The 20,993-nt window shown below is 72.0% G+C and carries 21 protein-coding genes; 17 read left to right on the top strand and 4 right to left on the bottom strand.

Features of this window, described 5'->3' with window-relative positions:
* The first annotated feature begins 18 nt into the window (after window positions 1-18).
* Genes N542_RS0109300 through N542_RS0109285 form a run of 4 tightly spaced genes read left to right on the top strand, consistent with a single transcriptional unit; the run spans window position 19 to window position 4,316 of the window.
* The gene (locus tag N542_RS0109300; RefSeq protein WP_028643691.1) at window positions 19-1,356 is read left to right on the top strand and encodes an ABC transporter substrate-binding protein; all 1,338 of its coding nucleotides are present in this window, start codon (window positions 19-21) and stop codon (window positions 1,354-1,356) included.
* Window positions 1,356-2,288: a carbohydrate ABC transporter permease gene (locus N542_RS0109295; protein ID WP_028643690.1), complete on the top strand. Its 933-nt coding sequence runs from the start codon at window positions 1,356-1,358 to the stop codon at window positions 2,286-2,288. Before N542_RS0109300 ends, N542_RS0109295 begins: the two co-directional genes overlap by 1 nt.
* Window positions 2,285-3,139, top strand: coding sequence for a carbohydrate ABC transporter permease (locus N542_RS0109290; protein ID WP_028643689.1), 855 nt, complete (start codon window positions 2,285-2,287; stop codon window positions 3,137-3,139). Before N542_RS0109295 ends, N542_RS0109290 begins: the two co-directional genes overlap by 4 nt.
* Window positions 3,140-3,161: 22 nt before the next feature.
* Window positions 3,162-4,316, top strand: coding sequence for an ROK family transcriptional regulator (locus N542_RS0109285; RefSeq protein WP_155992948.1), 1,155 nt, complete (start codon window positions 3,162-3,164; stop codon window positions 4,314-4,316).
* On the opposite strand, the gene N542_RS0109280 is transcribed toward N542_RS0109285, so the two are convergent.
* Window positions 4,317-5,177, bottom strand: a complete 861-nt coding sequence (locus N542_RS0109280; protein WP_028643687.1) for a hypothetical protein — start codon at window positions 5,175-5,177, stop codon at window positions 4,317-4,319. It lies immediately after the preceding gene.
* Between the two features lie 64 nt (window positions 5,178-5,241).
* Here N542_RS0109280 and N542_RS24115 point away from each other — a divergent pair, with 64 nt between their 5' ends.
* A complete protein-coding gene (locus N542_RS24115; RefSeq protein WP_051551641.1) occupies window positions 5,242-6,642 on the top strand; it encodes an MFS transporter in 1,401 nt (466 codons plus the stop codon).
* On the opposite strand, the gene N542_RS26575 is transcribed toward N542_RS24115, so the two are convergent.
* Together N542_RS26575 and N542_RS0109265 are read right to left on the bottom strand one after the other, a co-directional pair.
* A complete protein-coding gene (locus N542_RS26575; protein WP_051551558.1) occupies window positions 6,617-7,483 on the bottom strand; it encodes a hypothetical protein in 867 nt (288 codons plus the stop codon). The genes N542_RS24115 and N542_RS26575 overlap by 26 nt on opposite strands.
* Window positions 7,484-7,529: 46 nt before the next feature.
* Window positions 7,530-8,171: a pyridoxamine 5'-phosphate oxidase family protein gene (locus N542_RS0109265; protein ID WP_028643686.1), complete on the bottom strand. Its 642-nt coding sequence runs from the start codon at window positions 8,169-8,171 to the stop codon at window positions 7,530-7,532.
* 140 nt (window positions 8,172-8,311) lie between these two features.
* On the opposite strand from N542_RS0109265, the gene N542_RS27480 reads away from it, so the two are divergent.
* The 6 genes from N542_RS27480 to N542_RS0109235 all read left to right on the top strand — a co-directional run bounded on the left by N542_RS27480 (window position 8,312) and on the right by N542_RS0109235 (window position 12,129).
* Window positions 8,312-8,461, top strand: a complete 150-nt coding sequence (locus N542_RS27480) for a hypothetical protein (protein ID WP_155992946.1) — start codon at window positions 8,312-8,314, stop codon at window positions 8,459-8,461.
* Window positions 8,462-8,511: 50 nt separating this feature from the next.
* On the top strand, window positions 8,512-8,706 hold the full coding sequence (locus N542_RS0109255; protein WP_028643685.1) for a hypothetical protein: 195 nt from the start codon (window positions 8,512-8,514) through the stop codon (window positions 8,704-8,706).
* A gap of 47 nt (window positions 8,707-8,753) precedes the next feature.
* Complete coding sequence (locus N542_RS0109250; protein ID WP_081795107.1) at window positions 8,754-10,016, top strand: M15 family metallopeptidase; 1,263 nt, start codon at window positions 8,754-8,756, stop codon at window positions 10,014-10,016.
* A 95-nt stretch (window positions 10,017-10,111) separates the two neighbouring features.
* On the top strand, window positions 10,112-10,777 hold the full coding sequence (locus N542_RS0109245; RefSeq protein WP_155992944.1) for a hypothetical protein: 666 nt from the start codon (window positions 10,112-10,114) through the stop codon (window positions 10,775-10,777).
* A gap of 36 nt (window positions 10,778-10,813) precedes the next feature.
* The gene (locus N542_RS0109240; protein WP_028643682.1) at window positions 10,814-11,782 is read left to right on the top strand and encodes an NADPH:quinone oxidoreductase family protein; all 969 of its coding nucleotides are present in this window, start codon (window positions 10,814-10,816) and stop codon (window positions 11,780-11,782) included.
* Window positions 11,783-11,802: 20 nt separating this feature from the next.
* Window positions 11,803-12,129: a hypothetical protein gene (locus N542_RS0109235; protein ID WP_028643681.1), complete on the top strand. Its 327-nt coding sequence runs from the start codon at window positions 11,803-11,805 to the stop codon at window positions 12,127-12,129.
* Window positions 12,130-12,136: 7 nt separating this feature from the next.
* Here the strand turns inward: N542_RS0109235 and N542_RS0109230 are convergent, their stop codons facing one another.
* Window positions 12,137-12,445 carry a putative quinol monooxygenase gene (locus N542_RS0109230; RefSeq protein WP_028643680.1) on the bottom strand — a complete coding sequence of 103 codons (309 nt, stop codon included), beginning with the start codon at window positions 12,443-12,445 and terminating at the stop codon, window positions 12,137-12,139.
* Window positions 12,446-12,532: 87 nt separating this feature from the next.
* Here N542_RS0109230 and N542_RS0109225 point away from each other — a divergent pair, with 87 nt between their 5' ends.
* The 6 genes from N542_RS0109225 to N542_RS24100 all read left to right on the top strand — a co-directional run bounded on the left by N542_RS0109225 (window position 12,533) and on the right by N542_RS24100 (window position 20,986).
* Complete coding sequence (locus tag N542_RS0109225) at window positions 12,533-14,482, top strand: M13 family metallopeptidase (RefSeq protein ID WP_028643679.1); 1,950 nt, start codon at window positions 12,533-12,535, stop codon at window positions 14,480-14,482.
* Between the two features lie 20 nt (window positions 14,483-14,502).
* Window positions 14,503-15,240 (top strand): 2-phosphosulfolactate phosphatase, encoded by a 738-nt coding sequence (locus N542_RS0109220; RefSeq protein ID WP_028643678.1) that lies wholly within the window; start codon window positions 14,503-14,505, stop codon window positions 15,238-15,240.
* Window positions 15,241-15,262: 22 nt separating this feature from the next.
* Window positions 15,263-16,918 carry a LuxR C-terminal-related transcriptional regulator gene (locus N542_RS28065; RefSeq protein ID WP_028643677.1) on the top strand — a complete coding sequence of 552 codons (1,656 nt, stop codon included), beginning with the start codon at window positions 15,263-15,265 and terminating at the stop codon, window positions 16,916-16,918.
* Window positions 16,919-17,120: 202 nt separating this feature from the next.
* Window positions 17,121-19,223, top strand: a complete 2,103-nt coding sequence (locus N542_RS0109210; RefSeq protein ID WP_028643676.1) for a RecQ family ATP-dependent DNA helicase — start codon at window positions 17,121-17,123, stop codon at window positions 19,221-19,223.
* 42 nt (window positions 19,224-19,265) lie between these two features.
* Complete coding sequence (locus N542_RS24105; protein WP_051551557.1) at window positions 19,266-20,405, top strand: CDP-glycerol glycerophosphotransferase family protein; 1,140 nt, start codon at window positions 19,266-19,268, stop codon at window positions 20,403-20,405.
* On the top strand, window positions 20,402-20,986 hold the full coding sequence (locus N542_RS24100; protein WP_051551556.1) for a hypothetical protein: 585 nt from the start codon (window positions 20,402-20,404) through the stop codon (window positions 20,984-20,986). The genes N542_RS24105 and N542_RS24100 overlap by 4 nt, the downstream gene beginning before the upstream one ends.
* Window positions 20,987-20,993 lie beyond the last annotated feature (7 nt).

Below are 20,993 nucleotides of genomic sequence, written 5' to 3'. Positions count from 1 at the left end.
AAATGGGAGGTCGTCGTCATGTCACCAGCTCGCTCGCCGTTCGGGCAGCCGCTCCCGCCGTCCGTGGCCGTGACCGCGGCCGCCTCGCGGCGCAGGTTCCTCCAAGGGGCGTTGCTGGGTGCGGGCCTGCTCGGCGCACCCTCGCTGCTCACCGCCTGCGGGGGCTCTGACAGCGGCGGCAGCTCCGGTGCCGGCAGCACCGTGAAGTTCGGCATCAACGAGGCCAAAGGCTCCGGGCCGGCGTACGACCGGCTCAAGTCCGTCGCCGACGCGTACGCCCAGAAGTCCGGCGGCAAGGTCGACCTCAACGCCGTCGACCACAACACGTTCCAGGAGAACATCAACACCTACCTCCAGGGCAGCCCGGACGACGTCTTCACGTGGTTCGCCGGCTTCCGGATGAACCAGTTCGCCGAGTCCGGCCTGATCTCCGACGTGAACGACGTCTGGCCGATCGACGGCCTGGGGGACAGCTTCAAGCAGGCGTCGACCGCCAGCGACGGGAAGCAGTACTTCGTGCCGGTCGGCTACTACCCGTGGGCGGTGTTCTACCTCAAGTCCACGTTCGAGAAGAAGGGCTACGAGCCGCCCACGACGCTCGACGACCTGACGACCCTGATGAAGAAGATGCAGAAGGACGACGTCACCCCGTTCGCGTTCGCGGACAAGGACGGCTGGCCGGCGATGGGCACCTTCGACATCCTCAACATGCGGATCAACGGCTACGACTTCCACATGGACCTGATGGCCGGCGAGAAGGACTGGGACTCGGCCGAGGTCAAGCAGGTCTTCGACGCCTGGAAGGGCCTGCTGCCCTACCACCAGGAGGACCCGCTCGGACGGACCTGGCAGGAGGCGGCCACCTCGCTCGGGAAGGGCGAGTGCGGGATGTACCTGCTCGGCACGTTCGTGGTCGACGGGATCCCGGACCAGGAGGACGACCTCGACTTCTTCACCTTCCCCGAGCTCGACGCCTCCATCGGCGCCACCGCGCTGGACGCCCCGATCGACGGCTTCTGCGTGGCCAAGGGCGGTGGCAACCAGGCCGGTGCCAAGGACATGATGAAGTACCTCGGCACCGCGGCGGCCGCGGACGCGGCCAACAAGGGCAACACGCCGCTGATCGCCGCCAACTCCGGCGCGGACACCAGTGTCTACTCCGCACTGCAGAAGAAGTCGGCGGAGGTGGTCGGGCAGGCGACCGACATCGCGCAGTTCCTCGACCGCGACACCCGCTCCGACTTCGCCTCCACGGTGGTCATCCCGTCGCTGCAGCAGTTCCTCAAGGACCCGTCCGACATCGACGGCGTCACGAAGAGCCTGCAGCAGCAGAAGGTCTCGATCTTCGGTGGCTGATGTCCGTCCCTGAGCTCCCCGTCCCCGAGGCGGCACCGCGGGGTGGCCGTCGCCCGTCACGACGGCTGCCCTGGCGCGACCGCGTCGTCGTCCTGGTGATGGTGGCGCTGCCGGCGGTCTTCGTGATCGCGCTCGTCTGGGTGCCGGCGGTGCTGTCGGTGATCCTGTCCTTCGGCGCCTGGAACGGGATCGGCGACGTCAGCACGATCCAGTGGATCGGCACCCAGAACTACCGGGACATCGTCGAGATCTACCCGCCGTTCTGGCCCGCCATCCGGCACAACCTGATCTGGCTGGCCTTCCTCTTCCTCGGACCGACCCTGCTGGGCATGTTCCTGGCCGTCGTGCTCGACCGCAACATGCGGTTCAGCCGCTTCTACCAGACCGCGTTCTACCTCCCGGTCGTGCTGTCCCTGGCCCTCACCGGCTTCATCTGGCAGCTGATGTACTCCCGGGACCAGGGCCTGATCAACCAGGTCTTCGGCACCGACACCGACTGGTACGGCGACCCCTCGGTCAACCTGTGGGCCGCCCTGGTCGCGACCGCGTGGCGGCACACCGGCTACATCATGCTGATCTACCTGGCCGGGCTGAAGGGCGTCGACTCGTCCCTCCGGGAGGCCGCGGCGGTCGACGGGGCCAGTGAGGCCAAGACGTTCTTCCAGGTGATCTTCCCGGTGATGCGCCCGATCAACATGATCGTCGTCGTCATCGTGGTGATCGAGTCGATCCGGGCCTTCGACCTGGTCTGGGTGATCAACCGCGGCACCAACGGGCTCGAGCTGATCGGCGCTCTCGTCGCGCAGAACGTGGTCGGCGAGGCCAGCCGCTACGGCTTCGGCTCGGCGCTGGCCGTGATCATGATGGTGATCTCGTCGGTCTTCATCACCCTCTACCTTCGGGTGGTCTTCCGTCAGGAGCGCGAGCGATGAACAAGAACCGCGGCGCGATCGCGACGGTCTGCATGGGGGTGCTGGCACTGATCTGGCTCTTCCCGCTGCTGTGGGCGGTGCTGAACTCCTTCCGTGACTACGCCTACACGCAGGCACACGGCTACGCGTCGTTCGGCGGCTGGACCCTCCAGAACTACGTGGACGTCTGGCAGAACGCCGAGCTGGGCAAGTACTTCGTGAACTCGGTGATCATCACCGTGCCTGCCGTCGTGCTCACGCTCTTCCTGTCCTCGCTCGCGGCGTTCGTCCTGGCCCGCTTCAGCTACCGCTTCAACCTGGCCCTGCTCGGGATCTTCCTGGCCGCCAACCTGCTGCCGCCGCAGGCGCTGCTGGTGCCGGTCTTCCGGATGTACCGGGAGGTGCCGCTGCCGATGGCGATGAGCGACACGGGGCACCTGCTCGGCAGCTACTGGGGCCTGATCGGCATCAACGTCGCGTTCCAGATCGGGTTCTGCACATTCGTGCTCAGCAACTACATGAAGACGCTGCCGATCGAGATCTACGAGTCTGCCGAGGTCGACGGGGCCAGCGTGTGGCGGCAGTACTGGCAGCTCACGATGCCGCTGGTGCGTCCGGCGCTCGCGGCGCTGGCGACCCTGCAGACCACCTGGATCTACAACGAGTTCTTCTGGGCGACCGTGCTGCTCGGGGGCCAGGGCGACAAGTTCCCGATCACCAGCGCGCTCAACAACCTGCGCGGCCAGTTCTTCACCGACTACAACCTGCTCTCGGCGGGGTCGGTGCTGATCGCGCTGCCGGTCCTGCTGGTGTTCTTCGTGCTCCAGAAGCACTTCGTCGCCGGCCTGACGCTGGGCTCCACGAAGGGATGAGACGGGCCGGTACCGTGTGCGCGTGAGCAGCAGGCGCCCCGGAGGACTGCCCTCCTCGAGCCCCGGCGCCGTGGCCGTGATGTCCGCCCTGGTCATCGAGGGGCCGATGTCGCGAGCCGACCTGACGCGGCGGACCGGACTCACCTCGGCCGCCGTCACCAAGGTCGTGAACCCGCTCGCCGAGGCCGGCTACCTGCGCGAGGTCGGGCCGTCGATCAGCGGCGGGCTCGGACGGCCGGCGAGCCGGGTCGAGATCTGCGGCGACGTGGCGTACGTCGTGGGCCTGAAGGTGACCGGCTCCGAGGTGCTCGGCGTGCTGGTCGACCTGTCCGGACAGACCTGTGCCACCGTGCGGCGCGACCTCGCCACCCACGAGGTCGACCCGGTGGTCGACACGATCGTCGAGGTGATCGAGGAGCTGTGCACCGAGCCACAGCACGGCGAGAGGCTGCGGCACGTCGCGATCGGCATCTCCGGCGGCGTCGACGAGTCCGGCCTGGTGTCCTACTCCCACTTCCTGGGGTGGCACGGCGTCCGGCTCGCGCCGATGGTGCACGCGCGGATCGGGCTGCCGGTGATCGTCGAGAACGACGTACGCGCGCTGACCGCCGGTGAGTGGTGGTTCGGCGCCGGCGCCGGGCGGCCGTCGTTCGCGGTCGTGACCGTGGGCGCCGGGATCGGGTGCGCGCTGTCCTTCCAGGGCCAGGTGCTGGCGGGGGTGCACGGGGTCTCGGGCGAGCTCGGGCACCTGCCGATCGCCGGTGACCGGCTCTGCCACTGCGGCGGCACGGGCTGCCTGGACACCGTGGCCACGACGCCCTCGATCCTGCGCGACGTCTCGGCCGCTGTCGGCTCCGAGGTGCTGGACCTCGAGGCAGCGGTCGAGCGGGGTCGTCGCGACGAGGGCGCGGCGGAGGTGTTCCGCGTCGCCGGCCACGCGCTGGGGCTGGGGATCGCCTCGGTGGTCAACCTGTTCGGGCCGCAGTGCGTGGTGCTCACCGGGGAGGGTCTGGCGGCGCTCGACCTGATCCGGGAGCCGATGCGGGCGGGCTTCGTGGAGCAGGCCTACGGCCAGGCGATCCACTGCGAGCTGATCATCCGGCCGCTGACCTTCGAGGCCTGGGCGCACGGCGCCGCCACGATCGCGCTCCAGGCGTTCATCCGCGGCGAGGGCTGATCAGGCGGCGCGCCGCAGGTGCGCGAGGTCGACGGCGTCGCGGAAGGCGCGCGCGACGTACGGCGGGACCTTGAGACCACGGCGGTGGGCCCAGAGCAGCTCCCGCTCGACCCGGGAGATCTGGCCCGCGAAGCCCTCGACGTCCTGGTCGATCCGCAGGGTCGCGAGCATGTCGCCGAAGTCGGCGGTCTGCTGGGCGTTGTTGGCGCCGACCGGGGCGAAGGAGAGGCTGCGCATCCGGCGGACCATCCACTTCTGCCAGGCCGCGAGCTGCGACCAGAGGCCGCGGGCGGAGAGCTGGTAGAAGGCATAGTGGCCGGGCTCCTGACGCCGGATCGGTGCGACGATCGTCTCCGCGACGGCCGTCTCGCCCATCTCCACGACCCCGGCGTGCAGGAGGTTGTAGGCGAGCACCGCGGACCGCTCGGTGGCCATGCCGGTGAGGTAGTAGAGCATCCGGCAGACGTCCTGGAAGGCGTCGAGGTGGGCCACCGCGCCGAGGATCCGCATCTTGACGCCCAGCGACGTCAGGTCGGGCTCGGCGCCGGGACGACCGAGCCGGATCTGGAGCTCGTCGAGGATCAGCCCGTGCTGGATCTCCTGCGGCTGCCACACGTCGGCGTAGAAGCGCCGGTCGATCTCGGGAGGGTCCGGCAGCAGGGTCGTCAGCTCGATGACGTTGCGATCGACCTCGAGCTCGACGCGGGCCATGTAGTCCAGGACGCGGCCGAAGCGCTCGTTAAAGACGTCGGGGCGGCGTACCGAGTAGTCGACCGACGCGAGGTCGATCGGCGGGTGCTCGAGACCGAGCCGATCGACGTGGTCGACCAGCCTCGCCTCGTTGAGCGAGACAGGCGACATTGCTGGATCCTAGGGTGGAGTGCGGGGCGGCGACATCGGGGATGTCACCGATAGCGTGTTCGTCGTGACCGACGCTCCCGGATTGGACGGCGTACGACTCGGGACGGCGACCGGTCGTGCGGTCGTGGCCGCCGCCGTCCTCGGCTCGGGCATGACGATGCTCGACGGCACGGTCGTCAACGTCGCCCTGGCCACCATCGGCGAGGACCTCGACGCGTCGCTCGCCCAGCTGCAGTGGATCACCAACGGCTACCTGCTCTCGCTGGCCAGCCTGATCCTGCTGGGCGGCGCCCTGGGCGACCGGTACGGCCGCCGGCGGGTCTTCGTGATTGGCACGGTGTGGTTCGCCGCCGCGTCGCTGCTGTGCGGACTGGCGCCGAACCCGACGGTCCTGATCGCGGCGCGGGTCCTCCAGGGCGCGGGCGCCGCCCTCCTCACGCCCGGCAGCCTGGCGATGATCCAGGGCGCGTTCGTCCGTCAGGACCGGGCCCGGGCGATCGGCTCCTGGGTCGGGCTCGGCGGCGTCGCCTCCGCGATCGGGCCGTTCCTCGGCGGCGCGCTCGTGCAGTACGCCAGCTGGCGCTGGATCTTCCTGATCAACCTCCCGATCGCGGTGGTCACCGTCGTGGTCGCGGTGAGGTCGGTCCCCGAGACGCTGGACCCCCACGCGCCGCGCCGTCTGGACTTCGTCGGAGCGCTGCTCGCCACCGTCTTCCTCGGCGGACTGACCTACGCGCTGATCGAGTGGGGCGGTCCGGTCGCGCCCTGGGCCGTCGCGATCGCCGGCCTCGCCGCCGTCGGCTACGTCGTCAACGAGCGCCGCAGCGACCACCCGATGCTGCCGCTCGGCATCTTCAGCGACCGCACGTTCACGGCCGCCAACGCGATGACGCTGATCGTCTACGCCGCCCTCGGCGCCGTGCTCTTCTTCCTGGTGCTGCAGCTCCAGACCGTGAGCGGGTACGGCGCGCTCGGGGCCGGCATCGCCACCTTGCCGCTCACCGTGTGCATGCTGCTGCTGGCCTCGAGGGGTGGTGCGCTCGCCACCCGGATCGGTCCGCGGATCCCGCTGACCGTGGGTCCCCTGGTGATGGCCGTCGGCGCGCTGCTGCTGCGCTCGGTCGGCGAGGACGTCAGCTACTGGCGCGACGTCCTGCCCGGCATGACGCTCTTCGGACTGGGCCTGGCGCTGCTCGTCGCGCCGCTGACCGCGACGGTGCTCGCGGCGGCCTCCGACGAGCACGCGGGCATCGCGAGCGGCGTCAACAACGCGGTCGCCCGTGCCGGCTCCCTGCTCGCCGTGGCCGCGCTGCCGCTGGTGGTCGGCCTCGGTGGGGAGGAGTACGCCGACCCGGCGGCGTTCGACGCGGCGTACCGCTCGGCCCTCGGGATCTGCGCGGTCCTGCTGGTGTGTGCCGGCGTCCTGTCCTGGCTGACCATCAGGCGCAGCCGATCGGATCCGTGACGGCCGGCCAGCGCTGCACGTCCGTCCGGTCGTCGACGCTGACCAGGTACGCCGCCCGGGGATGCTCGCCGAGCCACAGCTCGCGGCCGGCGCGCTGCCACCCGGTGTCGGTCGCGTCGGGCGGCAGGGTGGCCGACGCGTCCGGCGTGGTGCTGAGGAAGTCGGCCAGGGCGCCGTCCTCGTCACCGCTCAGGTAGGTGTCGACGTCCTGGTCGGCGTCGGTGGCGGCGCCGATCTCCAACCAGGTCAGGTCCTGCCAGTCGCAGTGCGCGGCGCCGGCGTAGGACATCACCTCGGTCGTCGCCACGGGCCGCCCGTCGGCGTCCGCCCAGAGCTGGAGACCGAGCCGCTCCGCGACCTCCGCGCCGAGCTCCGCGGGATCGCACATCGCCCACACCTCCACGCCCCAGCCGGTGTCGTGGTCGAAGTCGGTGATGTCGTCGCGCGCGATCACCGCCACCTTCGTCCGGTCGTCGACGTCGTAGGACAGCAGTGCGCGTCCGTCCTCGACCCGCTCGACCCGGTAGCCGTCGTCCGGCACCGGGACGCCCTCCTCGTCGATCAGGTCGGCAAGGGCGGCCCGGGGCGAGTCCTGCACGGTCTCCAGGCCGCCGTCGACGTAGTCGCCGCCACCCCCGCGCCGCGGCGCACCGGTGCACTCGAGGGCGAGACCGGCCGCCCCCGTGGCGGCCAGCACGGTCGCGTCGTCGTCGAGGTCCCGCTCGACGTGCATCGGGCCGGCGTACGGCGTGGCCGCCGGGTCGGCCAGCAGCGTGGTCGTCCGCCCGCCGCACGCGGCGAGGAGCAGCACGGGCACGAGGGTCGCCAGGATCAGACGCATGTGCCTGGGACGCGCACCGGCGGGCTCCGGTTCCCTCGTGCCGTCGTCAGGCGTCGTCGGGGCCGGTGAGTCGCCGGACGGACTCCGGCACGGGCAGTCCGGTCGCCCACGGGGCCGGGACGGGTGGGTCCAGCACCGTGCGCACCGGCACCAGGCCGCTCCACACGTCCTCCGCGGCGTCGGCCTCCGCCGGGGTCGCCGGCCAGTCGGCGGCGACCTTGAGCAGCCAGCCGCCGGGCCGGATCGGCAGGGACAGGGCGAGGGTGGCCGCCAGCTCCTTGCGGTTGGAGGGCCGGACCTCCGCCGTACGACCCGGGACCAGCACCTCCGAGAAGGTGTCCAGCGCCACCGCCCGGGCCTCGTCGTCGAGCGTCTCCAGCGGTCCGCGCACCGTCGCCGAGCGGTAGTTGACCGACGACTCGAAGGTCGTCGGTGCGACCACCAGCGCGTCCAGCGCGATGACGGTCAGCACCGCGGGAGCGCCCGCAGCGACCTCGCGCAGCGCCCCGGCGCCGGTCGAGCCGTGCAGCAGCAGCCGGTCGCCGTCGCGGGCGTAGAGCATCGGGACCGCCAGTGGGCACCCGTCGACGACGCACGCCAGGACGCCCACCCACTGGGAGTCCAGCAGGCCATCGAGCGCGGCCCGGTCGGCGACGCCCTGCTCGGGGAAGCGGTGCAGTCGGTCCATGGAGCCATCCCACCATCTCGTCGTGCGCCGCAGAAGGTCCAGACCGGGTGGCTCCCGTCGGGTGTCGTCGGTGCGATCGAGGGAACCGCTGCCGATAGGAGGGAAGGCCCACGACCGCCACCGAACGAGGGGAAGACGACATGACCGACGAGCAGCAGGCACCGGTCTGGGAGCCGCGGGCGGTCGCCCGCGTGCGTGCCCTGGCAGACCTGTTGGCCCGGCGACCGGAGCTCACCGGCGTCTACCGACCGGCCGACGTCACCGACGAGGCCCTGCGCTGGTCCGCCTGACCGCAGCACCGCCTGACTGATTAACTCAATAGATCCAGTAGACTTTGGGCATGACCCACGCAGCGACACTGCAACGAGAGTCGGTCCGCCCCGTCGAACCGGCCGAGGACGCAGCGGCGGTCGCGGAGAGCCGAGCGCTCGACCACGTCCGCGCGCTGAACGACCTCTTCGGCCGACGCCCCGACCTGGCGGGGGTCTACTCCCCGGCCGACCTGGCCACCGAGGCCGTGCTCTGGTGCGTGTGAACCGGTGACCGCCTGACGCGCTGCGCAGGCCCGCCTACCCTGGACCGGTGAGATCGGGGGGAGCGCGGGTCAGGGCACGCGTCGGCACGGCCGTCGCCGGGCTGCTGGCCGTCTCCGTGGCCGCGGGCTGCGACGCGTCCGGCTCGCGCGCCGACGACCCGCCGTCGGGTCCGGTCTCCAGCAGCCCCGCGACGGCCTCCGGCAGTCCGAGCGGTACGCCGTCGCCGTCGCCGTCGAGCGGCCCCACCCTGGACCCGGCGCACGCCGTCGACGCGCCGGGTCGGCGCACCGGCCAGATCGCCCCCTCGGACATCATCGTCACCGGCTCGAAGACCCTCGACGACGGCGTCGTGACGGCGATCCGCCGCCTGCCCGGGGTGACCGACGTCGAGCAGATCTCCCTGGGCCAGGCGGTCATCGAGAACCGCGCGCTGACCATCGCCGCCGTCGACCCGGCGACGTACCGCAACTACACGCCCACCGGCAGCGCGCAGACCGACGAGATCTGGGGCCGGGTCGCGGCCGGTGAGCTCGCCCTGGCCCGCTCGACGGCGAAGAAGCTGCCCGTCGGCGCCGACGGCTTCCTCGCGCTCGGCAGCGCCGAGGACGCCACCGCCGTCCACATCGGCGCCTACGCCCCGCAGGCGCTCGAGGTCGACGCCGTGGTCAACGCGACCTGGATCAAGGACCTCGACCTGACGCCGGGCAACGCCCTGCTGATCCGCTCGGGGGGCACCGCACCGATCACCCTGCGCACGCCGATCACCCAGCTGCTGCGAGGCACCGGCTCGTCGGTGCAGATGACCGACTCGATCGCCCGCTACGGCCTCGACCCCGACGTCGTGCAGACGGCCGTCGTCGTGGGCTCCGCGGCGGATGCCGTCGGCACCTACCGCTACACCGTGCTCGGCGGCGGCCGGATCGCGCCCGACCCGGCCTGGGCGGCCGCGCACATCGCGACGGCGACGGTGCCGATCCTGGGCAGCATCACCTGCAACAAGGCGATCTTCCCGCAGCTGATCGCGGCACTGAAGGACGTGCAGGCGCAGGGCCTGGCCGACAAGATCCATCCCGGCGAGTACGCCGGCTGCTACTACCCGCGCTTCATCGCGGGGTCGACCAGCCTCTCCAACCACGCGTTCGGGCTCGCGCTCGACCTCAACGTGCCCGGCAACCAGCGCGGCACCGTCGGGCAGATGGACCGGGGCGTCGTGGCCATCTTCAAGCGCTGGGGCTTCGCCTGGGGCGGCGACTGGCACTACACCGACCCGATGCACTTCGAGATGAACCGGCTCATCGCACCGCGCTGAGCCGCTGGCAATGCTCCGATCGGGCCATATCGGTGGACGACCCGTCACCCTACGGTCGAGGGACCATCCGATCTCGTGACGTCCCAGGAGCCAGCATGCCCCGAAGTCCCCGCCGCTTGTCCAGCCTGCCGATCTTCCTGCTGGGCGTCCTCGTCCTGGTGGTCGCGATGGGCGGCGCCGCAACGGCCGGCGCTCTCGTGACCAGCAAGCAGATCAAGGACAACACGATCACCAGCAAGGACATCAAGAACGGCACGCTGCTGCTCAGGGACGTCAAGAAGTCGGAGATCGCCAAGCTCCGGGGCAAGAACGGCAAGAACGGCACCGCCGGCGCGAGTGCGTTCGCCCCGCCGCCGTCCGGCACGGTGATCAAGGGAGGCGGACGGGTCGACGGCGAGGTCAGCGCGGGCGGCATCGTGCTCAACGCCTACACCCCGCTGCCCTTCACGACGGCCGTGGTGCTCGACGACTTCACCACCGGCCGCAACCTCTTCTTCGGCACGTCGGCGCTCGCCGAGGTCAGCGAGACCGACGCGGCGTCGTGCCCCGGCACGTTCGCCGCGCCGACGGCGGTGCCGGGGGCGCTCTGCGTCTACCTCGGGAGCACGACGACCAACGTGGCCAACGGCGCCTCGGTCGTGTACTCGGGAGCCACGAGCGGCACCGACGCGGCCGGCAACAACGGGTTCTACGTCACCGCGACGGCGTCCAACGCCGGGACCATGAGGCTGCCGTACGTCTGGGTCTACACCGCACCGTGATCCGGGGCGCGCATGCGCCCCGCTAGCCTCGGGCGCATGCGCGCTGTCCAGGTCGTCACTCCCACCGGTCCGGCCGATCTCGTCGTCAACGACGTCCTCGAGCCCACGCCCCAGGCCGACGAGGTGCTGGTGGAGGTGCACAGCGTCGGGATCTCCTTCCCGGACCTGCTGCTGAGCAAGGGTGAGTACCAGCTGAAGCCGGAGCCGCCGTTCACGCTGGGCGTCGACTTCGCAGGCGTCGTCGTCTCCGGTCCGGAGGGCTTCACCCCGGGCCAGCGCGTCGCGGGCGTGGCGGGCTACGGCAACGCCGCCGACCTGGTCGCCAGCCCGGCCGACACGACCTTCGCGCTGCCCGACCGCCTGACCTTCGACGAGGGCGCCGCGCTGCCGATGAACTACCTGACCGCGCACTTCGCGCTGGCCGAGCGCGGCCACCTCCGCGAGGGCGAGACGGTGCTCGTGCACGGCGCCGCGGGCGGCGTGGGCACGGCGACCCTCCAGGTGGCGAAGGGGTACGGCGCGCGCACCATCGCCGTCGTGAGCACCGAGGAGAAGGCGGCCATCGCGCGCACGGCGGGAGCCGACGAGACCGTCCTGCTCGACGGCTTCCGGGAGTCCGTCAAGGATCTCACCGGCGGTCGCGGGGTGGACGTCGTCGTCGACGTCGTCGGCGGTGACGTCTTCACCGACTCGCTGCGCTCGCTGGCCACCCAGGGTCGGCTGCTCGTGGTCGGCTTCGCCGCCGGCCAGGGCATCCCCGAGGTCAAGGTCAACCGCCTGCTGCTCAACAACGTCGACGTGCGCGGCGTCGGCTGGGGCGCCTTCGCGATGATGCGGCCCGGCTACATGCAGCACCAGTGGGCCGAGCTGCTGCCGATGATGGAGTCGGGCGTGATCAGGCCGCCGATCGGGGCGACGTACGACCTGGAGAGCTTCGGCCAGGCGCTGGTCGACATGGAGCAGCGCAGGACGCTCGGCAAGTCCGTCGTGCACGTGCGCGGCTGACGACGTAGGAGAATGGGTGCATGGACGAGACCGAAGAAGACCGCGCCCGTGCCCTGCAGACCGCCCAGGTCATCCTCGACGGGGTGACCGCGGCCGACCCGGGCATCGGTGACGCCGTCATCAACGACGCGATGCAGCTGGCGTTCGGGCGGCTCCTCGAGATCGGGGCGATCGAGATCACGGTCGAGGAGTCCGACGACGAGGAGGCCGAGCTCGAGGTCGACATCGCGCCGCTCCTCAGCGGGATCACCCTGGTCGTGGGGCACCTCGTCGACCGGCTCGCGCGCCTCGAGGGGAGCTCGCGCGAGGACGTCATCGCCAACGCGCGCGAGTCGCTCAACGGCTGAGCCGGGGTCAGATCGCCTTGAGCGGGTGGATCGCGATGTCGCCCGCGATCGCGCCGCCGAGCACCTCGAAGGCCGCAGCGATGTGGGGCGTGCCCATGTGCGCGTCCAGGTCGGCCTGGGCGCGCCAGGCCTCGACGGTGACGAACACCCCGGGAGCGGCGGCGGACTCGTAGACGTCGTAGGCGTAGCAGCCGTCCTCCTGCTCGAGGGTGGCGGCGGCGAGCGTCGCGAGGGCGGCGGCGGCCTCGGCCGACTTCGCCGGGTCGATCGGGATCGTGGCAACGACGCGCAGGGCGTCCGCAGGCAGGTCGGTCATGACGTGGACCGTAGCGCGCCGAACCGTCTCGACGCTGCCCGTACGGCCTATTCCGCTCTGCCCACCCGGGGCGGCTAGGGTCGTGAGGTGAGCATTCTCGAGGAGGCCCGCGAGGGCATGGACACCACCATCCGGCCGCAGGACGACCTGTTCGGCCACGTCAACGGGCGCTGGCTCGACGAGGTCGAGATCCCGTCCGACCGCTCCAGCTGGGGGCCCTTCGTCCAGCTCGCCGACGCCGCGGAGGACCAGGTCCGCACGATCATCGAGGACCTCGCGCGGACGGTCTCCGAGGGCGGCGGCGTCGACGAGGATGCCCGCAAGATCGGTGACCTCTTCCACTCCTTCATGGACACCGACACGATCAACGCGAAGGGCATCGAGCCCGCACGCCCGATGATCGACGCAGTGGCCGGGCTGCGCGACGTCCGCGACCTGGCGGCGTTCCTGGGCGAGTTCGAGCGGATCGGTGGCCACGGGCTCTTCGGCTCCTACGTCGCCACCGACAGCAAGGACTCGGACCGCTACCTCTTCAACCTGGGCCAGGGCGGCCTTGGGCTGCCCGACGAGTCCTACTACCGCGACGAGAAGTTCGCCGAGATCCGCGAGAAGTACGTGGGCTACCTGACGCGCCTCCTCGACCTCGCAGGTCACGCCGACGCCGGCCGGGCCGCCGCGACGGTGCTGGCGATCGACACCCGGATCGCCGCCGGTCACTGGGAGCGCGCGGAGACCCGCGACGTGCAGAAGACCTACAACCTGATGACGAAGGCCGAGCTGGTCGAGCTCTGCCCGAGCTTCGACTGGGACGCCTACGTCACCAACCTCGGTGGCAGCGACGAGACGCTGGCCGAGGTGTGCGTGCGGCAGCCGTCGTACTTCTCCCACCTGTCGTCCGTCCTCGACGAGGTCCCCATCGAGGAGTGGCGCGAGTGGCTGCTCTCCCACGTCCTGCGGGCGTCGGCGGGCTACCTCACCGACGACTTCGTCGAGACCAACTTCGACTTCTACGGCCGCACCCTCAACGGCACGCCCGAGCTGCGGGCGCGCTGGAAGCGTGGCGTCGCCTTCGTCGAGGGGGCGATGGGCGAGGCGGTCGGCAAGGTGTACGTCGAGCGGCACTTCCCGCCCCGCGCGAAGGCGATGATGGACGAGCTGGTCGCCAACCTGCTCGCGGCGTACCGGGTCTCCATCGAGGCGCTCGACTGGATGACCGAGGAGACCAAGCAGCGGGCCTACGACAAGCTCGACCGCTTCCGGCCCAAGATCGGCTACCCCGAGAAGTTCCGGGACTACTCCGCGCTGCAGGTCTCGCGTGACGACCTGCTCGGCAACGTCGCCGCGGCCTCCGCCTTCGACACCGACCGCGAGCTGGCGAAGATCGGCTCCCCGGTCGACCGCGACGAGTGGTTCATGCTGCCGCAGACGGTGAACGCCTACTACAACCCCGGCACCAACGAGATCTGCTTCCCGGCCGGCATCCTGCAGCCGCCGTTCTTCTCGCCCGACGCCGAGGAGGCCGAGAACTACGGCGGCATCGGGTCGGTGATCGGGCACGAGATCGGTCACGGCTTCGACGACCAGGGTGCGCAGTACGACGGGGACGGCAACCTCAACGACTGGTGGACCCCCGACGACAAGGCCGCCTTCGAGGTGAAGTCCAAGGCGCTGATCGAGCAGTACGACGCCTTCGAGCCGCGCGCGCTGCCCGGCGAGCACGTCAACGGCGCGCTCACCGTCGGCGAGAACATCGGCGACCTCGGCGGCCTGACGATCGGGCACACGGCGTACCTGATCGCCCGTGGTGGCTCGGCTCCCGCCGAGGACCGGCAGAAGCTCTTCATGAACTGGGCCTACTGCTGGCGCACCAAGCGCCGCACCGAGCAGGAGCAGCAGTTCCTCACGATCGACCCGCACAGCCCGCCGGAGTTCCGCGCCAACATCGTGCGCAACCTGGACGAGTACCACGAGGTCTTCGAGACCACCGCCGGTGACGGTCTGTGGCTCGAGCCCGAGGACCGCGTGCGGATCTGGTGACGGCCTCCTAGCCTGGACCCGTGGGGGACATCGGGTTCGAGTGGGGACCGACCGGCGCCGCGGCCACGGCCGAGCGCGGCGGCGTCGCGGTCGTGGTCGACGTGCTGTCCTTCACCACGACGCTGTCGGTCGCGATCGACGACGGGGTGACGGTCTACCCCTTCGGCTGGAAGGACGAGCGGGCGGAGGCGTACGCCGTCGAGCGGGACGCCGTGCTGGCCCGGGGTCGCTCGCGGCGCGCCGGCGTCAGCCTGTCGCCCGCGTCGGTCCGCGCGGCGACCGGCGTGCGCCGGCTGGTGCTGCCCTCGCCGAACGGGTCTGCGATCTGCTCCGCCCTGGCCGGGGGCGGCTCGACGGTCGTGGGTGCGAGCCTGCGCAACGCCGCGGCCGTCGCGCGGTGGCTGGCGGGACGCCGTACGCCGATCGTGGTGATCGCCGCCGGTGAGCGCTGGCCCGACGGGTCACTGCGCCCGGCCGTCGAGGACCTGTGGGGTGCCGGCGCCGTGATCGCCGGACTGGTCGACCTGCGAGCGGCCCGCCTGAGCCCGGAGGCGCGGATGGCCGAGCAGGCACACCGGGCCGTGGCCGGCCGGCTCGCGGAGGAGCTGCACGCCTGCACCAGCGGGCAGGAGCTGGTGGCGATGGGGTTCGCCGAGGACGTGACCATCGCGGCCGAGGCCGACACGAGCGACCGGGTGCCGGTGCTCGTCGGCGACGCCTTCGTGGCCGCCGAGGTGACCGGCGCCGGGACGCGCTGACGCGTTGACGCGTGGAGCCGGGGTGGGCCGCCTGCCCCCCGACACCGCGATGTCGGGCGACACGACGCCCGGCGCGACCTACGCTGCCGACGTGGGGGACGAGGTCCGCGAGCGCGAGCTCGAGACGCTGCTCGACGCCGTCGCGGCCGGGGACCTGACCGAGTACGTCCAGGGCACGGCCGCGTCGGGCACCTGGGCGGGTCAGCTGCGGCGTCTCGCGCAGACGCTGACGGGCGACTGGGCGGCCGCGCTCGCCGAGGTCAGCGAGCCCGACCCCGACGCGGCGGCGCTGGCCGCATCGGTGACCGGCTGGGCCGCGGCCTGGTGCCACGACGACCCCGCGCCCCCGGTCCTCGACGCGGTGCCTGCAGGCGCCGCCGGCGAGTTCGTGCGCTACGTCGCCGCCGAGGCGCTGCTGGCGCAGGCGCGGATCGAGGAGGCCACCCGGCTGGCAGGGCAGCGGCCCGTCGAGCCGCTGGTGCTGGGCGGCCGGGCCCACCCGTTCGGCGCTGTCATGGTCGCGTGCCGGGCGCGGATGCTCGCCTTCAGCGGTGACCTCGACGCGGCTCTGGCGGTCCTGGGCTCGGTCGACGTCACCCCGCTGCCGCCGGCCCTGGCCGCCGTGCACCACGGCACCGCCTGCTTCCTGGCCGGCAACCGGGCCGAGCGCGCCGACGTACGCCGTCGTGCGGCTGCGGTGGACGAGCTGGCGCCGCAGCCGTCGGACCACCTGAGTCGGGGCAGCCACCTGCTGGCCGCGTTCGGGCTCGTCGCGGTGGCCGAGCTCGCCGACGCGGCCCGGCAGGTGCTGGTGGCGGGAGGCCTCCACCCGGACCTGCGTGACCTGACCGTCGTCGACCGGGCGCTGGGCCTGGAGATGCTGGTGGCCCTGGCGATCGACCAGGGCGACACCGACGCCGCGGAGGCCTGGTCGGCGTGGCTCGAGCCGCTGCTGGGCTCCTCGGCCGGTGACTCGACGGCGGCGCGGGCGTTGAGCCGGGTGGAGCTGGCCCGGGGTGCCGTCGAGGACGCGGTCGCGTGGGGCGAGGTCGCGACCGCCCGTGCGGCCCGCTCGGGCCGGGGGATCGAGCAGGCGGAGGCCGAGATCGTGCTGGCGCGGGCGCGGATGCACCTGCCGTCGGGGCGCCCGGCCGTGGCGCGCAACCTCGCGGACGTCGTGGCGGCGGCCGAGGCCCGGGGGCACCTCGTCGTACGCCGTGCGGCCGCTCGTGAGCTGCGCTCGGTCGGACTGCGGATGGTGCCGGTGACAGGCAGCGCGTGGTCCGGGCTGACGGGGCGCGAGCGCGAGGTCGCCCGGCTGGTCGCCGACGGCGCCAGCAACCGCCAGGTCGCGCGCCGCCTGCGGCTCAGCGAGAACACCGTGCGCGCGCACGTCTCCCGGGTGCTGGCCGCCTTCGGCGTCGCGACCCGAGCCGAGCTGCCGCGCGCGATGGCCGACGGCACGTCGTACGCCGCGCCCTCGTGCTCGCTCGACGCCCTCACGCCGCGGCAGCGGGAGGTGGCCGAGCTGGTCGCCGAGGGACTCGGCAACGCCAAGATCGCGCAGCGGCTCGGCATCAGCGCGCGGACGGTCGACAAGCACGTCACGTCGATCCTGCTGTGCTGGGGGCTCTCCGGGCGCACCGCGATCGCGCGCGAGGTGGTGGCCGCGAGGTAGTGCGGCGGTCGTGTGCCCCAGCACGCGCCATGGGACGTCCTGGGGCACACGACCTGTGTGCACTGGCACGCACCCCGTGTTGCGCGCCGGCAGTCGTCAGGAGGCGGCCACCGGGCGCCAGATACCTCGCCCCGGACATTTCTCGTGGAGGTCCTGTGGAGGGGGCGCGGCCGGTGTCGCTGCTCGCTGGTAGACACGAGCCATGACATCCGCGCCGACCACCGACGCCCGCGCCAGCGCCGAGGCCCACCTGCGAGCCCTGGTCGGCAGCGACGACGCCCGGCTGCGCGAGGACCAGTGGGCGGCGATCGAGGCCCTCGCGGTCGACCGGCGCCGGGCACTCGTCGTCCAGCGCACCGGCTGGGGCAAGTCGGCCGTCTACTTCGTGGCGACCCTGCTGCTGCGCGACCAGGGCGCGGGTCCCACGGTGATCGTCTCGCCGCTGCTGGCCCTGATGCGCAACCAGATCGCCGCCGCCGAGCGGGCCGGCATCCGCGCGGTCACCATCAACTCCACCAACATGGAGGACTGGCAGCCGATCCAGGACGCCATCCGGGCCGGCGAGGTCGACGTGCTGCTGGTGAGCCCGGAGCGGCTCAACAACCCGGGCTTCCGCGACGAGGTGCTGCCGCGGTTGGCGGCCACCTGCGGTCTGCTGGTGGTCGACGAGGCGCACTGCATCTCCGACTGGGGCCACGACTTCCGTCCCGACTACCGCCGCATCCGCACGCTGCTCCGCGACCTCCCCGAGGGCATCCCGGTGCTCGCCACGACCGCCACCGCCAACGCCCGGGTCACCGACGACGTGGCCGAGCAGCTCGGCAGCGCCGGCACGCTCGGCGACGTGCTGGTGCTGCGCGGCACCCTCGACCGGGAGTCGCTGCGACTGGGCGTCGTCCGTCTCACGACGCCGGAGCAGCGGCTGGCGTGGCTCGCCGACCACCTCGCCGAGCAGCCCGGGTCCGGCATCGTCTACTGCCTGACCGTGGCCGCCACCCAGGAGGTGGCCGACTACCTGCGCTCGCGCGGTCACGAGGTGGCGGCGTACTCCGGCCAGACCGAGCCCACCGAGCGGCACGCCCTCGAGCAGGACCTGGTCCACGGCCGGGTCAAGGCGCTGATCGCGACCAGCGCCCTGGGCATGGGCTTCGACGCGACACTCGGGTTCGTGGTCAACCTCGGGGCGCCCCCGTCGCCGGTCGCCTACTACCAGCAGGTCGGTCGTGCCGGCCGCGGCACCGCCGAGGCCACGGTCGTGCTGCTGCCCGCGATCGAGGACCGCGACATCTGGGCCTACTTCGCCTCGCTGGCGTTCCCCCGCGAGGAGCAGGTCCGCCGGACGCTGGAGGTGCTCGGCGAGGAGGGCCGCACGCTGAGCACCGCCGCGCTGGAGACCTACGTCGAGCTCAACCGCAACCGCCTCGAGACGATGCTCAAGGTGCTCGACGTCGACGGCGCCGTACGCCGGGTCCGCGGCGGCTGGGAGTCCACCGGGCAGCCGTGGACCTACGACGAGGACCGCTACCGCCGGGTGACCGAGGCCCGCGAGCGGGAGCAGCGCGCGATGCTCGACTACATCGCGACCGACGAATGCCGGATGAGGTTCCTGCGCGAGCAGCTCGACGACCCGGGCGCCACCGACTGCGGACGCTGCGACAACTGCGGCGGGCTCACGCTCGCCGCCGAGATCTCGGCCGGCGCCGTCGAGGAGGCGGAGGCGCGGCTGTCGCGACCCGGTGTCGTCGTCGAGCCGCGCAAGATGTGGCCGACCGCCCTGGCCAACCTCGGGGTCGAGCTGCGCGGCAAGATCGCGGAGGCCGCGCTCGAGGGGCGTGCGGTCGCCCGGCTCACGGACCTCGGCTACGGCAACGCGCTGCGCGAGCTCTTCGCCCCGGCCACCCCCGACGGCCCGGTGCCGGTGCCGCTGGTCAAGGCCGTGGTGGAGGTGCTCGGCGACTGGCGACCGCCCGTCGACGCCATCGTCGTGGTCGAGTCCGAGACCCACCCGACGCTCACCGCCGACCTGGCCGACGGGCTGTCGCGCTACCTCGGCGTCCCGGTCGTCGGCCGCTACGCGATCGTCGACCCCGACGTGGTCCCCGGTCAGGGTGCCGCCAACTCCGCCCAGCGGATCGCGGCGGTGGGTCGCCGGTTCGACCTCCAGGCCGAGGTCGCGGCGGGCAGCCGGATCCTGCTGGTGGACGACCGGGTCGGCACCGGCTGGACGCTCACCCTGGCCGCCCGGGCAATCCGGTCGGCGGGCGCCGCCGAGGTGCGACCGCTGGTGCTCGCCACCACCTCGTAGGCCGGTTGCACGAATGACACAACCGGGATCTAGAGTGCGTCGGTGAACCACGCTCATGTCCTCGCCTACTTCGCCGACGACCCCACGCGCAGCTACCAGCTGATCCAGTGGCTGCCCGTGCTGGAGCAGCTCGACCACCAGCATCCGGTCGAGATCGTCGCGCGCGAGGAGGACACCGCCGAGCTGCTCGCGGGACGCACCCGGCTGCCGATCACGCTGGTCCCGGGCTTCGCCGAGCTGACCGACCGGTACGCGCACTCGGACGCCAAGGTCGTCCTCTACTGCAACAACTCGATGCTCAACTTCCAGTCGCTCCTGGACGGGCGCAAGCTGCACGTCCACATCAACCACGGTGAGAGCGACAAGCAGAGCATGGCGAGCAACAACGCCAAGGCGTACGACCGCGTCTTCGTCGCCGGCGAGGCCGCCGTGCAGCGGCACGAGGCCGGACTGCTCGAGTTCGACGTGTCCCGCCTGGTGCGCACCGGGCGGCCCCAGCTCGACCTGCGCCCGCCGGCGCTGCTCGAGCCGAGCGCGCGCCGTACCGTGCTCTACGCGCCCACCTGGGAGGGCGACGCGGAGTACAACGACTACACCTCGGTGGACACCCTCGGCGTCGACATCGTGCGGGCCGTGCTCGACGTCCCCGACGTGCGGGTGGTCTACAAGCCGCACCCGAAGGTCACCACGAGCCAGGTCGAGGCCATCCGGGACGCGCACGCCCGGATCCTCGCGCTGGTCACGGCGGCCGACGTCGAGGAGCCCGAGGCCGGTCACGTCGCCGTCACGGCCGGCGACATCCTCGCGGTGATGCCGGACTGCGACGCGATCATCACCGACGTCTCCTCCGTCGGCCTGGACTGGCTCTACCTGCGCACCGACAAGCCGATCTTCCTCACCGACCGGCACCACGACGCCGAGCGGCTCCGCCAGGAGGTGCCGGTCAGCCGGTGCGCGGACGTGCTGGACGAGTTCGAGGTGGCCGACCTCACCGCGCTGGTCGCCGCGCGCCTCGAGCACGACGAGCACCACCTGGCCCGGGCGGCCATGCGGCACCACTACTTCGACGACCTCCAGGTCGGGGAGAGCACCACGCGCTTCCTGGAGTCGGTGGCCGAGCTGATCGCGCTCCGCGACCGCCTCGTGGGCGGCCCCGGGCTCGACCAGGCGATCACCGCATGATCCGCGCGCTCGTCACCCTGGCCGCCGTGCTCGCGTGCGCCGGCTGCTCGGGCTCGTCCGACGAGCCGACGGCAGCGCCGTCCACGTCCACGTCCACGGGATCGACCTCGCCCTCGCCGACGCCCGTCGCGCAGGGCCGGGAGATCAGCGGGACCGGTTACGTCTTCCACGCACCTCGGGGATGGCGGCAGCCGTCGCGGAGCCCCTCCGGCTTCGACCTGGACAGCTTCGCGGTGGATCCGGCCGACCGCGACGGGTTCACCGACAACGTCAACGTCATCCTGTCGCCGGCCGGTGACCTGACGCCCGCGCAGGCGGAGACCCTCGCCCGCCGCGAGCTGGCGGCGGGGAGCTTCGAGGACATCGTCGTCCAGGACCGCGTCGACGTGTCCGGGAGCGAGACCGCGCACCTGTCGGCGTCCGCCTCGACGAACGGGACCGACTACGCCGTCGAGCAGTTCTACCCGACGAACGACGGCCAGACCTTCGTCGTGACGTTCTCCTTCAGCGCGGACCTGGCGGGGAGCGAGCGCGCGAAGGTGACGGACTCGGTCCTCGCCAGCTGGGCCTGGACCGACTGAGGGATCC

It is taken from the genome of Nocardioides sp. URHA0020 (assembly GCF_000620705.1).
Classification (GTDB): Bacteria; Actinomycetota; Actinomycetes; order Propionibacteriales; family Nocardioidaceae; genus Nocardioides.
The sequence above is the reverse complement of the archived record's forward strand: the minus strand, read 5'-3'. Positions and strand labels throughout refer to the sequence as shown.

Bases quoted from the DNA above. Each gene is read 5' to 3' on its own strand.
- N542_RS0109300 (WP_028643691.1), top strand. From the start codon at position 19: ATGTCACCAGCTCGCTCGCCGTTCGGGCAGCCGCTCCCGCCGTCCGTG.
- N542_RS0109295 (WP_028643690.1), top strand. From the start codon at position 1,356: ATGTCCGTCCCTGAGCTCCCCGTCCCCGAGGCGGCACCGCGGGGTGGC.
- N542_RS0109290 (WP_028643689.1), top strand. From the start codon at position 2,285: ATGAACAAGAACCGCGGCGCGATCGCGACGGTCTGCATGGGGGTGCTG.
- N542_RS0109280 (WP_028643687.1), bottom strand. From the start codon at position 5,177: ATGTCGCCTGTCTCGCTCAACGAGGCGAGGCTGGTCGACCACGTCGAT.
- N542_RS26575 (WP_051551558.1), bottom strand. From the start codon at position 7,483: ATGCGTCTGATCCTGGCGACCCTCGTGCCCGTGCTGCTCCTCGCCGCG.
- N542_RS0109265 (WP_028643686.1), bottom strand. From the start codon at position 8,171: ATGGACCGACTGCACCGCTTCCCCGAGCAGGGCGTCGCCGACCGGGCC.
- N542_RS27480 (WP_155992946.1), top strand. From the start codon at position 8,312: ATGACCGACGAGCAGCAGGCACCGGTCTGGGAGCCGCGGGCGGTCGCC.
- N542_RS0109255 (WP_028643685.1), top strand. From the start codon at position 8,512: ATGACCCACGCAGCGACACTGCAACGAGAGTCGGTCCGCCCCGTCGAA.
- N542_RS0109245 (WP_155992944.1), top strand. From the start codon at position 10,112: ATGCCCCGAAGTCCCCGCCGCTTGTCCAGCCTGCCGATCTTCCTGCTG.
- N542_RS0109240 (WP_028643682.1), top strand. From the start codon at position 10,814: ATGCGCGCTGTCCAGGTCGTCACTCCCACCGGTCCGGCCGATCTCGTC.
- N542_RS0109235 (WP_028643681.1), top strand. From the start codon at position 11,803: ATGGACGAGACCGAAGAAGACCGCGCCCGTGCCCTGCAGACCGCCCAG.
- N542_RS0109230 (WP_028643680.1), bottom strand. From the start codon at position 12,445: ATGACCGACCTGCCTGCGGACGCCCTGCGCGTCGTTGCCACGATCCCG.
- N542_RS0109210 (WP_028643676.1), top strand. From the start codon at position 17,121: ATGACATCCGCGCCGACCACCGACGCCCGCGCCAGCGCCGAGGCCCAC.
- N542_RS24100 (WP_051551556.1), top strand. From the start codon at position 20,402: ATGATCCGCGCGCTCGTCACCCTGGCCGCCGTGCTCGCGTGCGCCGGC.